The 14,372-nt window shown below is 68.3% G+C and carries 12 protein-coding genes; 7 read left to right on the forward strand and 5 right to left on the reverse strand.

Features of this window, described 5'->3' with window-relative positions; genetic code table 11:
* Both BM172_RS12840 and BM172_RS12845 read right to left on the reverse strand, forming a co-directional pair.
* Positions 1-816 carry an ABC transporter ATP-binding protein gene (locus BM172_RS12840; RefSeq protein ID WP_428844768.1) on the reverse strand — a complete coding sequence of 272 codons (816 nt, stop codon included), beginning with the start codon at positions 814-816 and terminating at the stop codon, positions 1-3.
* Positions 810-1,955 carry an MlaE family ABC transporter permease gene (locus BM172_RS12845; protein ID WP_026635572.1) on the reverse strand — a complete coding sequence of 382 codons (1,146 nt, stop codon included), beginning with the start codon at positions 1,953-1,955 and terminating at the stop codon, positions 810-812. The genes BM172_RS12840 and BM172_RS12845 overlap by 7 nt, the downstream gene beginning before the upstream one ends.
* Before the next feature lie 206 nt (positions 1,956-2,161).
* On the opposite strand from BM172_RS12845, the gene cysD reads away from it, so the two are divergent.
* The 6 genes from cysD to BM172_RS12875 all read left to right on the forward strand — a co-directional run bounded on the left by cysD (position 2,162) and on the right by BM172_RS12875 (position 9,093).
* A complete protein-coding gene (gene cysD / locus BM172_RS12850) occupies positions 2,162-3,079 on the forward strand; it encodes a sulfate adenylyltransferase subunit CysD (RefSeq protein ID WP_026635573.1) in 918 nt (305 codons plus the stop codon).
* Positions 3,079-4,941, forward strand: coding sequence for an adenylyl-sulfate kinase (cysC, locus tag BM172_RS12855; protein ID WP_026635574.1), 1,863 nt, complete (start codon positions 3,079-3,081; stop codon positions 4,939-4,941). The genes cysD and cysC overlap by 1 nt, the downstream gene beginning before the upstream one ends.
* 143 nt (positions 4,942-5,084) lie before the next feature.
* Entirely contained in the window at positions 5,085-6,185 is a 1,101-nt protein-coding gene (gcvT, locus tag BM172_RS12860; protein WP_026635575.1) for a glycine cleavage system aminomethyltransferase GcvT, read from the forward strand.
* Positions 6,186-6,272: 87 nt separating this feature from the next.
* Positions 6,273-6,668, forward strand: a complete 396-nt coding sequence (gcvH, locus tag BM172_RS12865; RefSeq protein WP_026635576.1) for a glycine cleavage system protein GcvH — start codon at positions 6,273-6,275, stop codon at positions 6,666-6,668.
* A gap of 527 nt (positions 6,669-7,195) precedes the next feature.
* Positions 7,196-7,750 carry a met regulon transcriptional regulator MetJ gene (metJ, locus tag BM172_RS22930; protein ID WP_081805187.1) on the forward strand — a complete coding sequence of 185 codons (555 nt, stop codon included), beginning with the start codon at positions 7,196-7,198 and terminating at the stop codon, positions 7,748-7,750.
* Positions 7,751-8,061: 311 nt separating this feature from the next.
* Positions 8,062-9,093, forward strand: coding sequence for an energy transducer TonB (locus BM172_RS12875; RefSeq protein WP_026635578.1), 1,032 nt, complete (start codon positions 8,062-8,064; stop codon positions 9,091-9,093).
* A 209-nt stretch (positions 9,094-9,302) separates the two neighbouring features.
* On the opposite strand, the gene BM172_RS12880 is transcribed toward BM172_RS12875, so the two are convergent.
* Together BM172_RS12880 and BM172_RS12885 are read right to left on the reverse strand one after the other, a co-directional pair.
* Complete coding sequence (locus BM172_RS12880; protein ID WP_051548765.1) at positions 9,303-10,706, reverse strand: serine hydrolase domain-containing protein; 1,404 nt, start codon at positions 10,704-10,706, stop codon at positions 9,303-9,305.
* 190 nt (positions 10,707-10,896) lie between these two features.
* Positions 10,897-12,498: a GMC family oxidoreductase gene (locus tag BM172_RS12885; protein WP_026635579.1), complete on the reverse strand. Its 1,602-nt coding sequence runs from the start codon at positions 12,496-12,498 to the stop codon at positions 10,897-10,899.
* Positions 12,499-12,578: 80 nt separating this feature from the next.
* On the opposite strand from BM172_RS12885, the gene BM172_RS12890 reads away from it, so the two are divergent.
* A complete protein-coding gene (locus BM172_RS12890) occupies positions 12,579-13,886 on the forward strand; it encodes an NTP/NDP exchange transporter (protein WP_428844767.1) in 1,308 nt (435 codons plus the stop codon).
* Here BM172_RS12890 and BM172_RS12895 read toward each other — a convergent pair whose 3' ends face one another.
* Complete coding sequence (locus BM172_RS12895; RefSeq protein WP_026635581.1) at positions 13,887-14,318, reverse strand: CBS domain-containing protein; 432 nt, start codon at positions 14,316-14,318, stop codon at positions 13,887-13,889.
* Positions 14,319-14,372: the final 54 nt, after the last annotated feature.

The raw sequence follows: 14,372 nt of genomic DNA on the forward strand, positions 1-14,372 counted from the left end.
TCATTTCACCTCTCGCGTCTGTTCTGCCGCGTCGAGTGCGGCACGGCCACGCGGGCCATGGAAATACGACTGGACCCAGGGGTCCTCATTCTGCGCGACCACGTCCAGCCGATCGCACGCCAGCACCTTCTTCTGCGACAGCACGGCGACGCGGTCGCAGATGGTGTAGAGCGTGTCCAGGTCGTGGGTGACCAGGAACACGGTGAGGCCGAGCGCGTCGCGCAGGGTCAGGATCAGCTGGTCGAACGCGGCGGCGCTGATCGGATCGAGGCCCGCCGTGGGTTCGTCCAGGAACAGGACTTCCGGATCCAGCGCCAGCGCGCGGGCCAGCGCCGCGCGCTTGACCATGCCGCCGGACAGCTCGGACGGGTATTTGTGCTCGGTGCCGGGCGGCAGGCCGGCCAGGGCCAGCTTCACCGTGCCCAGGGCTTCGGCTTCGGGCCGCTTCAGGCCGGCGTGTTCGATCAGCGGCATGGCGATGTTCTCGACCACGTTCTGCGAAGAGAACAGCGCGCCGTTCTGGAACAGCACGCCGAAGCGCCGCTCGATGCGCGAGCGTTGTTCCGGCGGCAGGCGCAGCAGGTCCTGCCCGAACACCTGCACCTGGCCCGAGGTCGGCCGGCGCAGGCCGACGATGGTGCGCAGCAGGACCGACTTGCCGGTGCCCGAGCCGCCGACCACGCCGAGGATCTCGCCGCGGCGCACGTCCAGGTCCAGGTGCTCGTGCACGGCCTGCGTCCCGAAGCGGTTGACCAGGTCGCGGACCTGGATCACGTCTTCCTGCGCGGAGTGTTCCTGCGCGACGGCGTTCACCAGTCCATCTCCATGAAGAACAACGCGGCCACGGCGTCCAGCAGGATCACCACGAAGATCGACTGCACCACGCTCGAGGTGGTGTGCTCGCCCACCGACTGCGCGCTGCCACTGACCTTGAAGCCCTCCAGGCAGCCGATCACCGCGATCAGGAAGGCGAACACCGGTGCCTTGGACAGGCCGACCAGGAAATGGCGCACGCCGATGTCGGCCTTGAACAGCGTCAGGAACATGGTCGGCGAGATGTCCAGGGTCAGCGCGCACACCACGGCGCCGCCGAGCAGGCCGCAGATCATGGCCAGGAAGGTCAGCATCGGCAGCGATACCAGCAGGGCCAGCACGCGCGGCAGCACCAGCAGTTCCAGCGGGTCCAGGCCGAGCGCGCGGATCGCGTCGATTTCCTCGTTGGCCTTCATCGAGCCGATCTGCGCGGTGAAGGCGCTGGCGGTGCGGCCGGCCATCAGGATGGCGGTGAGCAGCACGCCGAATTCGCGCAGGAAGGAGAACGCGATCAGGTCCACCGTATAGATGGTGGCGCCGAAGTCGGCCAGCACGGTCGAACCCAGGAAGGCCACCACCGCGCCGACCATGAAGGTGAGCAGGGCCACGATCGGCACCGCATCCAGGCCGGTCTGCTCCACGTGCGCCACCAGCGAGGTGACGCGCCAGCGGCGCGGGTGCAGGATGCCGCGCGCCAGCGCCTCCAGCGTCATGCCGATGAAGCCGAGCAACTGCAGCTGCTGGCGCCACACGCTGTCCATCGCGCGGCCGATGCGCGCCAGCACCTCGACCACGGCGGAGCGCCGGCGCCTGGCCTTGGCGGGGATGCGATAGGCATCGAGCGCCTTGCCCACCGTGTCGAGCAGGGCGCGCCGCGCGGGCGGCAGGCCGTCGGCCTGGGCCAGTTCCGCGATGCGGTCCGGGCCGAGCAGGCGCACCAGCAGCGAGGCGCCGGCGGTGTCGAGCGCCGCCAGTGCGGCCAGGTCGATCCGCGTGCCCTGCGGCAGCGGCGCGGCGAGGGTCTCCACGCGGCGTTCCAGATCGGCGTAATGTGCGAGAGTCCAATCGCCCGAGATGCGCAGCTGCGGGGGCTGCGAGCTGGCATCCAGTTCGGCGCTTCCGGTCGCGGTCGATGGGCTCATGAAAGGCGATCTTATAGGCACCGCCGGGTTTTGTATGCGCGCTGCCGTGTGGGCGGCGTGCACGGCAGAGAGGGGACAAATGCGATGAGTTCCGCATGCCGCGGCGGCGCGGCGACCGCTCGTGTCGTCCGATTGGCGCCTGCCGCGTTAGCGGTGCGTTCGGGCGCGGCGCGCCGGCCCGATTTCATTCTTCAAGCGGAATCGACGTGAACGAAAACGCCGTATGGCCCAGCTCCTGGCTCGACGTCCTGGAGGCGGAAAGCATCCACATCCTGCGCGAGACCATGGCCGCGTTCGCGCGGCCGGTGCTGCTGTATTCGATCGGCAAGGATTCGGCCGTGCTGCTGCACCTGCTGCGCAAGGCCTGCTATCCGGCGCCGCCGCCGATGCCGCTGCTGCACGTGGACACCACCTGGAAGTTCCGCGAGATGATCGAGAGCCGCGACCGCCTGGCCGCGCAGCCGGGCATCCGCCTGCTGGTCCACGTCAACCAGGACGGCCTGCGCCAGGGCATCTCGCCGCTGGTGCATGGGCCTTCCGTGCATACGGACGTGATGAAGACCGCCGCGCTGCGCCAGGCGCTGGACCACTATGGCTTCGATGCCGCGATCGGCGGCGCGCGGCGCGACGAGGAGAAATCGCGCGCCAAGGAGCGCGTGTTCTCCTTCCGCGGCGGCCAGCACCGCTGGGACCCGCGCCGCCAGCGCCCCGAGCTGTGGGGCAACTACAACACCCGGCTGCATCCGGGCGAGAGCGTGCGCGTATTCCCTCTGTCCAACTGGACCGAGCTGGACGTGTGGCGCTACATCCGCCGTGAACAGATCGAGGTGGTGCCGCTGTATTTCGCCAAGCCGCGCCCCGTAGTAGAGCGCGACGGCGCGCTGATCATGGCCGACGACGAGCGGCTGGTGCTGCGCGAAGGCGAGCGGCTGCAGACGCGCATGGTGCGCTTCCGCACCCTGGGCTGCTATCCGCTGACCGGCGCGATCGAATCCAGCGCGGCGACGCTGGACGACATCATCGAGGAGATGGCCGGCTCGCGCTGTTCCGAGCGACAAGGGCGGATGATCGACCACGACGGCGCCGCCTCCATGGAGCGGAAGAAGCAGGAGGGGTACTTCTGATGGCCGTCGCGATGAAAGACCTGCCGATGGAGACGCAGCCCGGCCTGCTGCGCTTCATCGCCTGCGGCAGCGTGGACGACGGCAAGAGCACCTTGCTGGGCCGGCTGCTGTACGACGCCGGCGCGGTGCCGGACGACCAGCTCGACGCGCTGGCGCGCGACAGCCGCGCGGGCCCGCTGGATTTCTCCCTGCTCACCGACGGCCTCGATGCCGAGCGCCAGCAGGGCATCACCATCGACGTGGCCTACCGCTATTTCCAGACCGCGCGGCGCGCCTTCATCGTGGCCGACTGCCCCGGGCACGAGCAGTACACCCGCAACATGGCCACCGGCGCGTCCGGCGCGGACCTGGCGGTGGTGCTGATCGATGCACGCAAGGGTGTGCTGCCGCAGACCCGCCGGCATACCTATATCTGCGCCCTGCTCGGCGTGCGCGAGGTGGTGCTGGCGGTGAACAAGATGGACCTGGTCGGCGGGCGGCGCGAGGTTTACGACGAGATCGTCGCGGCGTACCGCGAGCTGGCCGCGTCGCTCGGCATCGCCGCGGTGCGCTGCCTGCCGGTGATCGCGCCGGAGGGTGACAACGTCGGCAGCCGCTCCACGCGGATGCCCTGGTACGACGGCCCCAGCCTGCTGGAACTGCTGGAAGCCGCGCAGCCGGCCAGCGCGCGCTTCGCGGATTTCCGCCTGCCCGTGCAGTGGGTCAATCGTCCCGATGAGTCGTTTCGCGGCTATGCCGGCACGCTTTGCGGCGGCGCGGTGGCGCCGGGCGACGAGATCGTGGTGCAGCCGGGCATGCAGCGCGCCCGCGTGGCGCGCATCGTCACCGCCGACGGCGATCTGTCGTGCGCCGTCGAGGGTCAGGCCGTGACCCTGACCCTGGATCGCGAGCTGGACATCATCCGCGGCGACGTGCTGGCCTGCGCGGCGCGGCCGGCGCCGGTGTCCGACCAGTTCGCCGCGCACCTGCTGTGGCTGGGCGACGAGGCCCTGCTGCCCAACCGCACCTACGAGCTGAAGCTCGGCACGCGCAGCGTCCATGCGCGGGTGTCGTCGATCAAGCACAAGGTGGACGTGAACAGCCAGGCCGAGCTGGCCGCGCGCCGGCTGGAGCTCAACGAGGTCGGTTACTGCAACCTCGACCTGGACCAGCCGGTGCCGTTCGAGCGCTACGCCGACAACCGCACGCTGGGCGGCTTCATCCTGGTCGACCGCCAGAGCCAGGCCACGGTGGCCTGCGGCATGCTCGACTTCGCCCTGCGCCGCGCCACCAACGTGCACTGGCAGCACCTGGACATCGACAAGCGCACGCGCAGCCTGGCCAAGGGCCAGGGACCGCGCTGTCTGTGGTTCACCGGCCTGTCCGGAGCCGGCAAGTCGACCATCGCCAACCTGGTCGAGCGCCGCCTGCACGCGCTGGGGCAGCACACCTACCTGCTCGACGGCGACAACCTGCGGCTGGGCCTCAACAAGGACCTGGGCTTCACGCCCGAGGCGCGCGTGGAGAACGTGCGCCGCGTGGCCGAGGTGGCGCACCTGATGGTCGACGCCGGGCTGATCGTGCTGGCCTGCGTGATCTCGCCCTACCGCGACGAACGCCGCTTCGCGCGCGAGCGCTTCGAGGACGGCGAGTTCGTCGAGATCTTCGTCGATACCCCGCTGGAGGAGTGCGAGCGGCGCGACGCCAAGGGGCTGTACCACAAGGCGCGCCTGGGCGAGATCCGAAATTTCACCGGGATCGATTCGCCGTACGAGGCACCGGAGACGCCGGAGCTGCATCTGCTCGCCGGGTCGATGCGCGCCGAGGCGCTGGCCGAGCGGGTGGTGGAATACCTGCTGGCGCAGGAGCGGCACGCGCGCTGACGTCTGGATGTCCATGCGGCCACGTATTCAAGGCTGCATGGAATCGATCGGGGCACCCCCAGCGCCGCATCGCAGCATGGCCTTGGCTTGGAATGCGGCATGGCGCCCGGCGATAATGCGGCTTTTCCCCAGGCGCACTTTCGATGACCGAGAAGACCGTACTCAATGCCACCCATCGTGCGCTCGGCGCGCGCATGGTCGACTTCGGCGGCTGGGACATGCCCATCAATTACGGCTCGCAGATCGAGGAGCACCATGCCGTGCGCCAGGACGCCGGCATGTTCGACGTCTCGCACATGACCGTGGTCGACCTGCACGGCGAGCGCACCCGGGAGTTCCTGCGCCACCTGCTGGCCAACAACGTCGACAAGCTGAAGGCGCAGGGCAAGGCGCTGTATTCCTGCATGCTCGACGAGCAGGGCGGGGTGATCGACGACCTCATCGTGTATTTCTTCGACGACCGGCACTTCCGCCTGGTGGTCAACGCCGCCACCCGCGCCAAGGACCTGGCCTGGATCGAGCAGCAGGCCAAGGCCTTCGGCGTCGAGGTCAAGGAGCGGCCGGACTTCTCCATGATCGCCGTGCAGGGCCCCAATGCCCGCGACAAGGTGATCGGGCTGCTGCACGAGGTGGATCGCGAGCGCATCCGCAAGCTCGGCAAGTTCGTCGCCGCGGCGGCGCAGGGTCCGCACGGCATGCCGCTGTTCATCGCCCGCACCGGCTACACCGGCGAGGACGGCTTCGAAATCATCGTGCCGGAAGAGCACGCCGTCGCCCTGTGGGAAGCGCTGCTCGCCGCGGGCGTGAAGCCGGCCGGCCTGGGCGCGCGCGACACGCTGCGCCTGGAGGCCGGCATGAATCTCTACGGCCAGGACATGGACGAGACCGTCAGCCCCTGGGAAGCCAACCTCGGCTGGACCATCTCGCTGGACGAGGGCCGCGACTTCATCGGCCGCAAGGTGCTGGAGGCGCAGAAGGCCGCCGGCGTGAAGCGGGTGATGGTCGGCCTGGTGCTGGACGAGAAGGGCGTGCTCCGCCACGGCCAGAAGGTGCTTACCGCCAACGGCGAGGGCGAAATCCTGTCCGGCAGCTTCGCGCCGACGCTCAACAAGGCGGTGGCGTTCGCGCGCATTCCGGCCGGCGAGCCGGGCGAGGTCCGCGTGGACATCCGCGGGCGCGAGGTGCCGGTGCGCGTGGTGAAGTATCCGTTCGTGCGCGACGGCAAGCCCTGCGAAGGCATCTGAGCTGCAGTGTTGTCGCTGCGGCGAAGCGGCTAGAATGCCGCGCATTCTTCCAACCCAACCTCCTTCAACCCAGGACTGGACCCGATCATGAGCGAGATTCCCGGCGATCTGAAATTCCTCAAGTCCCATGAGTGGGCTCGCGCCGAAGACAACGGCAACGTCCGCGTGGGCATCTCCGACCACGCCCAGGGCCAGCTCGGCGACGTGGTGTATGTGGAGCTGCCGGAGATCGGCGCCAGCGTGCAGGTCGGCCACGGCGTGGCGACGGTGGAATCGGTCAAGGCCGCTTCCGACATCTACACGCCGGTGTCCGGCGAGATCGTCGAGGTCAACGAGGCGCTGGCCGATTCGCCCGAGACCATCAACGAAGACGCCTACGGCGAAGGCTGGCTGTTCGTGGTCAAGCCCAGCGATCGCGCCGAGCTCGGCGAACTGCTCGACGCGGATGCCTACGCCGAGCAGCTGGAGAACGAAGACCACTGATCGCCACGCGCGAAAGTGGATCGAACGACGGCCGCGCAAGCGGCCGTCGGTTTGTCAGAGGAGCGTCGTCGTCGGCGCGTGGCGAGAGCCGATGCGCGACGCGGGCGGTCCCGTCGTCGCGACCGGTTGCACGGGCCGAAGACGTCTCCGGGAGGGTCGGACGGGTCGCCGAGGGGCCTTCGGTCGAATTTCGTTCATCCACCCAAAATGGCCATGACGACGGGTCTAAGTCCTTGCCTGGCAAGGGGTTGCGCGTTCGATGCGATTGGCTCACGCGATTATGAGCGAGTGCGCCGGAATAGCGCGTTTTATGCGGGATTTAAGCGGTTTTTCGATTTTTTCCGATTTTCTCTTATAGCCGTATGGACGTCCAAACGAATTATCCTCTTCGACCCCGTGGAGCCTTGTGGGACGGGGCTTCCGGGGCGGATGGGGCGGGCCGGCCAGATTGAATTCCCGGTTGAAATCAATTGACACCAGAAATAATCGGGAATAGTTTTCGCACCAGATAACGGGGAACAGGCGTTATGGCACCATCGAAGTTCATCAAGCCGTATGTGGAACACGGCGAGAAGGCCGGAGCGGTACGCAAGATCACGGTCTCTATTCCGGTCCACGTTTTACGGCTGCTTTCGGACGAACGTACCCGTCGTCAAGTGAACAATTTGAGGCACGCCACCAACAGCGATCTGCTGGTTGAGGCGTTCCTCCACGCTTTTACTGGGCAACCACTGCCAACTGATGAGGAGCTGAGACGAACTATGGCCACTGCCAAGAAAGCTGCGAAGAAACCGGCCGCCAAGAAGGCTGCCAAGAAGACCACCGCGAAGAAGGCCGCTACCAAGCGTCCGGTCGCGAAGAAGCCGGCCGCCAAGAAGGCCGTGAAGAAGACCGCGAAGAAGGCCGCCGCGCGCAAGCGTCCGGCCGCTGCCAAGAAGGCGTCCGCCAAGAAGGTCGCCGTCAAGAAGGTTGCCAAGAAGGCCGCCAAGAAGGTTGCCAAGAAGCGCACCGTGAAGAAGGCTGCCGCTGCCAAGGTGGTCAAGGCCACCAAGACGGCCAAGCCCAAGGCTGCCAAGAAGTAAGCACGACTAAAAAAGCTTTACCTCGATTTTCTCTCCCTGCGGTGCCCAGCGCAGGGAGAGGCACTTCGAAAAAGTTTCGTCCCGGCCTCCGTGCCGGGACGCTTCGTTTCAGGGGCCCGGAAATCCACTTTTCGCCCGGACCCCGCTAGCGCATTCCCCCGCCTGGCACCGTGAAATTAAGCGCGATTTGCCGTACTGCTGCATTGCGGTTACCTTTCGCGTATCCGCGCCGCGGCAGGCCGGGGGGTCCGCCGCTCCTGGGTACACAGGGGGAAAAAGCGCGGGTATCTGATGACACTCAGCGAGAGACCATGGATACCCGATACATACGTCATGCGCGCACGCACGCGCGCGGGGCTATCCAGCCCGTTGTCATAGCAGCCCTGGTGGTCGTCGTCGTGTTGGCGGCGGCAGCCTGGTTCCTCATCATCAAGCCGCATCAGGACCTGATGCAGTCCGATAACGGCGGCCATCCGTCCACGCCGGTATCGGCCGGGCGCGAAGCGGCGCCGCCGCCGGCGAACGTGGAGGCGATGAGCCTCAACCAGCTGCTGTCCGAAGCGCGCCGCGCGATGAACGAGCAGCGCCTGCTCGCCCCTGCCGGCAACAACGCGTTCGAGTTCTACCTGAAGGTGCTGCAGAAGCAGCCCGGCAACCAGGTGGCCACCGACGCGCTGCGCGAGACCTTCCCGTTCGCCGCCAATACGGCCGAACAGGCGATCAACCAGCGTGACTTCAACGATGCGCAGCGCCAGATCGACCTGCTCGCCAAGGCCGACCCGGCCAACTACACGCTGACTATCCTGCGCTCCAAGCTGGACGCCCAGCGCAAGCTGCAGGATCGCGAGCAGCAGCTGGCGGCGGACAAGGAGAAGCAGGCGCAGCTGGCCGCGCAGAAGGCCGCCGCCGACAAGGTGGAAGCCGATCGCCAGGCCGAGCTGAAGACCCAGCAGGCCGCCGCCGAGCAGACCCGCCTTGCGCAGCAGGCGCGCCAGGCGCAACAGCAGCAGGCCGAGGCGGCACGCCAGCCGCAGGCGGCGCCGGCCGCCGCGGCCGCCGGTCCCGCGGACGCGGCAACGCATGCGGCCGTGCTGGTGAAGAACACCGCGCCGCGCTATCCGACCGCGGCGATGCGTTCCAACCAGGAAGGCTGGGTGGAGCTGTCCTTCACCATCACCCCCAGCGGTGACGTGAGCGACGTCAAGGTGGTCGACGCGCAGCCGCGCCATGTGTTCGATCGCGCGGCAATGGACGCGGTGAGCCGCTGGAAGTACCAGCCGGCGACCCAGGACGGCACGCCGGTGGCGTCCACCAAGCGCCAGCGCATCGAGTTCAAGCTGTAAGGCGGCGCTCCGGCAACGCAGACGAAAGAGGCGCCGCTATGGCGCCTCTTTTTTTACGCGCCGTCCAGCATGCTCGTCATTCCGGCGCAGGCCGGAATCCTGTGGCGAGGCGTGGGATGAAAGCCGTGAACCCGGCGCATGCGCTTGGCGACAATCGGGGTTGACGTCACTGGATTCCGGCCTGCGCCGGAATGACGAGCTTTGACGGCTCAGCGCCGGTGTCCGCGCTTGCTCGACGCCGCCTTGGTGCCGCCGCTCTTGCGCGCCTTGAGCTTGCCCTTGGCGCTGGACTTGGTCGCCGCCACCACCGGCGCGTCGCTCTCGACGCCGGCCCAGTCGACGTGCTCCAGGCCCAGCATGCTGTCGAACACCATCGGCATCAGGCCGGACGGCATCGGGCTGGCGGAGTTCCACATGGTCACCACGCCCGTGCGGTACTTCGGGAAGAAGCCGATCATGGTGCGGTAACCCTCGACCGCGCCGGCATGGAAGATCAGCGTCTCGCCGCCGTACTGGAACACGCGCCAGCCGAGCGCGTACGACGCCTCGGTCAGCCGCTCGCGCCGCCACGGCGTGGAGCGCAGTTCCACCGGCGTGCTCACTTCCGGCGCGTGCAGCGTCTCCAGCAGCTTCGGCGGCAGCACGTCCGGACGGCCGCCCATCTGCGCGATCAGCCACTGCTCCATGTCGCGCAGGCTGGCGTTGACGCCGGCGGCCGGGGCCACGCGGTAGTACGCCTCCTTCGGCTCGAACGGACGCCAGCTGCCGGCGCCGGCGGGACGATGCGGGCGCGCCCAGCTCGCGCTGGCTTCCAGCGCCTCGCGGCCGTAGCTGGCGGTCTTCATGCCGAGCGGGAAGAAGATGCGCTTGTCGACCTGGCGGTAGAAGAAGTCGCCGGTCATGCCATAGATCACGTCGCCGATCATGCTGAAGGCCACGTTCTGGTAGCCGTAGCACTGGCCCACGCCGCAGGTCATCTTCACTTCGTCGAGCCGGCGCACCAGTTCCTCGTAGGGCACGTCGCCCTCGAGCATGTTGTCGTAGGTGTTGCGCGGCAGTCCCAGGCGCTGGCCGAGGATGTCGCGCACGGTGGCCTTCTCCGCCGCCGCGGCGTCCTTGAGCTTGAAGAACGGCAGCACGTCGGCGAGGCGGGTGTCCCAGCTGAAGCGGCCGTCGTTGACCAGCACGCCGGCCACCGCCGTGGCGAAAGCCTTGGACAGCGAGGCGAGGCGGAACACCGTCTCCGGCGTGATCGGCTCCGCGGTACTGGCATTGGCATAGCCGAGGGTGTGCTCGTAGACGACCTTGTTGTCGACCACCACCGCGGTGGCCAGGCCGGCGACGGCATGGCGCTGGTCAAGCTTGTCCAGCCAGTCCTGGTAGGCGGCGAGCGTGGCCTTGATGCGTTCGTCCGGCAGGCGCTGCGGCGCCGGATTGGCGCTCTGCATGGATACCTGGGGCTGGGTAGGCGGCGGCACCAGCGGCGGCGCCGAAGCCGGCGCGGTCTGGGGTGAGGCGGCCTGAGCCGGCGCGGACGCGGCTTCGGCTGGGAGCGGACCGCCGGCGAGGCCGAGCGCGCCGGCGATCAACAGAAAGATAGGGCGAAACTGCATGCTGCTCTGGCGTCGTGTTGGCGCGGTGCGCCGTAAACGGGGAATACCTGGGCTCCCTGAGGCTATCGGCGGGATCCGTCCCGGTTTTAGACCGTCCAATTGTCGTGCACTTCGTGCCGCTCCACAACGGACCGCCGGCGGCGTGAAAAGGCGGCAGTCATGCGCCAGGCGGGCTCGACGATGCCCCCTCTCAGGCATCGCCAAGCATCAGCGCCGCGGCGCGCTCGGCAATCATCAGCGTCGGCGCATTGGTATTGCCGGTCACCAGCGTGGGCATCACCGAGGCATCGGCCACGCGCAGGCCCGGCAGGCCCCACACGCGCAGCTCGCTGTCCACCACCGCTTCGTGCTCGCGCCCCATGCGGCAGGTGCCGACGGGGTGATAGATGGTTTCGGCGCGGCGGCGGATGAAATCGGCGTATTCGGTGTCCGTGCGCAGCTCGCCGGCAGGCTGCACCGGCGCGCCGCGGAATGCGTCGAACGGCGCCTGAGCGAGGATCTCGCGCGACAGGCGGGCGGCTTCGATCATCAGCTTCAGGTCGTGGCCTTGCGCATCCCCGAGGTAGTTGGCGTGAATGGCGATGGGCACCGCCGGATCCGCCGAGCGCAGGCGCAGCCGGCCGCGGCTGCGCGGATGCAGGTAGCAGGCGTGCACGGTGTAGCCGCGGCCGGGCAGGGCGTGCGCACCGTGGTCATCCAGCTGCGCCGGGATGAAATGGAACTGGATGTCGCAGCGCTCGTCCGGCGCATGGCGGCTGCGCACGAAGCCGCCGGCCTCGGCCGCGTTCGAGGTGCCGATGCCGTCGCGATGCCGCGCATAACGCCAGGCCACGGCCAGGTCGTTGAGATGGTCGAAGGTGGCGCGGCTGTGGGTGCCGACCACGCTGCAGATGTCCAGGTGATCCTGCAGGTGGGCGCCGACGTGCGGCTGGTCCAGCAGGACCGGCACGCCGTGTTCGCGCAGGTGATCGGCCGGGCCGATGCCGGACAGCATCAGCAACTGCGGCGTGTTGACCGCGCCGGCCGCGAGGATCACTTCGCCGGCCTCGATGCGCCGGCCGCCGACCTGCACGCCCACCGCGCGGCCCTGCTCGATCAGCACGCGCTGCACCAGCGCGCCGGTGCGCACCTCCAGATTGGCGCGTTGCAGGGCCGGGCGCAGGTAGGCCACCGCGGCCGAGCAGCGCGCGCCATCGCGCTGGGTGACCTGGTACAGGCCGAAGCCGTCCTGCCGCGCGCCGTTGAAATCGTCATTGCGGGCGAAGCCGGCCGCGGCGCCGGCGGCGACGAAGGCATCCGACAGCTCGCTATGGAAGCGCAGGTCGGCCACGCTCAGCGGGCCGCCCGCGCCATGCCAGGGACCTGCGCCGCGCGCATTGTCCTCGCCGCGCAGGAACCAGGACAGCACCGCGTCCCAGCGCCAGCGTTCGTCGCCGGTGGCCTGCGCCCAGGCCTCGTAGTCGCCAGCGGCGCCGCGGATGTAGCACATCGCGTTGATCGAACTGGAGCCGCCCAGCGTCTTGCCGCGCGGCCACCACAGGCGGCGGTTCATCAACTGCGCCTGCGGCTCGGTGCGATAGCCCCAGTTGATGCGGCCGCTGCCATACAGCCGCGCCAGGCCGCGATGATCGCCGACCAGCTTGGCGATGCCGGCGGGCATGTGGATCAGCGGATTGAGATCGCGCGGTCCGGCTTCGAGCAACAGCACGCGCTTGCCAGGCTGTGCGCTGAGCCGGTTGGCCAGCACGCAGCCGGCGGAGCCGCCGCCGACGATCACGTAGTCGTAGTCCATGCGCTCGCTCACTCCCCAGCCCCCTGGATGCGTCATGGTCGCATGCTAGTCTTCGCGCGACCCACGCAGGATGTCCCCTGGTGAACTCACCCCGTCCTACCGAGACCGGCCAGGTCTACGCGCCCGTGATGTCGGCGCTGGCGTTCTTCTTCGTGATGGCGTCCTACTACATCATCCGGCCGGTGCGCGATCAGCTGAGCGGCGTGGTGGGCTCGCAATCGCTGTGGTTTTTCTACAGCGTGGTGTTCGTGGTGATGCTCTTGCTTACACCGGTGTTCGGCATGCTGGTGGCGCGCTTCCCGCGCAAGCGGCTGCTGGCCTGGAGCTACAGCTTCTTCGCGCTGTGCCTGCTCGCCTTCGTACCCGCCTTCGTGGCGCAGGACCGCATCGGCGCGCGCTCGCTGGGCGTGGTGTTCTACGTCTGGGTCAGCGTGTTCAACCTGTTCGTGGTGTCGCTGTTCTGGAGCTTCATGGCGGACATCTTCAACAGCGCCGGGGCGCGCAAGGTGTTCTCGCTGATCGCCATGGGCGGCATGGCCGGCGCGATCGTCGGGCCGCTCGCGACCAAGATGCTGGTGCAGGTCATCGGCGTGGCGCCGCTGCTGGTGGTGTCGGCGGTGGCGTTGCTGGCGGCGCTCGGCCTGCTGCTGTTCCTTTCCGGCAGCCAGGAGCACGGGCGCGGCACCGACGAACCGGTCGGCGGTTCGATCTGGGCCGGCATCAAGGAGCTGTGGTCGCGCCCCTTCCTGCGCTACATGGCGATCCTGATGCTGCTCGGCGATGGCATCGGCACGCTGGCGTATGCGCTGATGGCCGACTACACCAAGGCGCACATCGCCGACAAGGTCGCGCGCACCGCTTTCTACAATGACCTTGATCTGTATACCAACGCGATCGGCGCCGTGCTGCAGCTCACCGTGACGCGCTGGCTGATGATGCGCCACGGCGCAGGCTGGGGCCTGGTCGTGCCGGCACTGGTGAACCTGCTTCTGCTGCTCGGGCTGGCGCTGGTCGGCAGCGGCCAGGTCGAGATGTTCGGCGTGGCGGTGCCGATGCTGGCGGTGACCATCGTCGGTTCGCGCGCCTTCGCCTACGGCATGACCAAGCCGGCGCAGGACGCGCTGTACACCCGCGTGCCGCGCGAGACGCGCTACAAGGGCAAGAACTTCGTGGAGACCGCGGTGTGGCGCTTCGGCGACGTGCTGGTCACCAGCGGCGTCAACCTGTTCGGCATGCTGGGCGTGACCCTGTCGGGCATGGCCTCGGTCGGCGTCGGCATTTCCGCGCTGGCGGCGTGGATCGCCCGCCGTGCGGGGCACGCGCCGGACCTCGCGCCGGAGGCGCCTGCCTCGCGCGGGACACCGTCCGGGCCCGCGCTCAAGGCCTGATCAGCGGCCGGCGATGTACTGCTCGAGGTGGTCGATCTGCTCGGCCTGCTCCTCGATCACCGCCTTCACCAGGTCGCCGATCGAGATCACGCCGATCACGCGGCTGTCGTGCACCACCGGCAGGTGGCGGATGCGGCTGTCGGTGCACAGGCGCATGCAGTATTCGACTTCGGTGTCCGGGCCGACGGTGAGCGCGGGACTGCTCATGATCTCGGCCACCGAGGTCTGCGCCGAAGAGCGCCCCTGCAGGATCACCTTGCGCGCGTAGTCGCGCTCGGAAACCATGCCGACCAGCTGCTCGCCGCGCATCACCAGCAGCGCGCCGACCTGGCGTTCGGCCATGTGCTTGATGGCGTCCAGCACCGTCGCGTCTTCCGCGATGCTGAAGACCTGGTGCCCCTTGCTGTCCAGCAGATGCTTGACCTGACGCATGCCTTGCCTCCCGGAATGACCGTGGACGAACGACTGCGAAACGGTGCGTATCAG

This window comes from Dyella marensis, from assembly GCF_900112865.1.
GTDB lineage: Bacteria > Pseudomonadota > Gammaproteobacteria > Xanthomonadales > Rhodanobacteraceae > Dyella_D > Dyella_D marensis_A.

Excerpts from the sequence above, each read along its gene's own strand:
- gcvT (WP_026635575.1), top strand. The coding sequence starts at position 5,085 with ATGACCGAGAAGACCGTACTCAATGCCACCCATCGTGCGCTCGGCGCG.
- cysC (WP_026635574.1), top strand. The coding sequence starts at position 3,079 with ATGGCCGTCGCGATGAAAGACCTGCCGATGGAGACGCAGCCCGGCCTG.
- BM172_RS12880 (WP_051548765.1), bottom strand. The coding sequence starts at position 10,706 with ATGCAGTTTCGCCCTATCTTTCTGTTGATCGCCGGCGCGCTCGGCCTC.
- metJ (WP_081805187.1), top strand. The coding sequence starts at position 7,196 with ATGGCACCATCGAAGTTCATCAAGCCGTATGTGGAACACGGCGAGAAG.
- gcvH (WP_026635576.1), top strand. The coding sequence starts at position 6,273 with ATGAGCGAGATTCCCGGCGATCTGAAATTCCTCAAGTCCCATGAGTGG.
- BM172_RS12845 (WP_026635572.1), bottom strand. The coding sequence starts at position 1,955 with ATGAGCCCATCGACCGCGACCGGAAGCGCCGAACTGGATGCCAGCTCG.
- BM172_RS12885 (WP_026635579.1), bottom strand. The coding sequence starts at position 12,498 with ATGGACTACGACTACGTGATCGTCGGCGGCGGCTCCGCCGGCTGCGTG.
- BM172_RS12895 (WP_026635581.1), bottom strand. The coding sequence starts at position 14,318 with ATGCGTCAGGTCAAGCATCTGCTGGACAGCAAGGGGCACCAGGTCTTC.
- BM172_RS12875 (WP_026635578.1), top strand. The coding sequence starts at position 8,062 with ATGGATACCCGATACATACGTCATGCGCGCACGCACGCGCGCGGGGCT.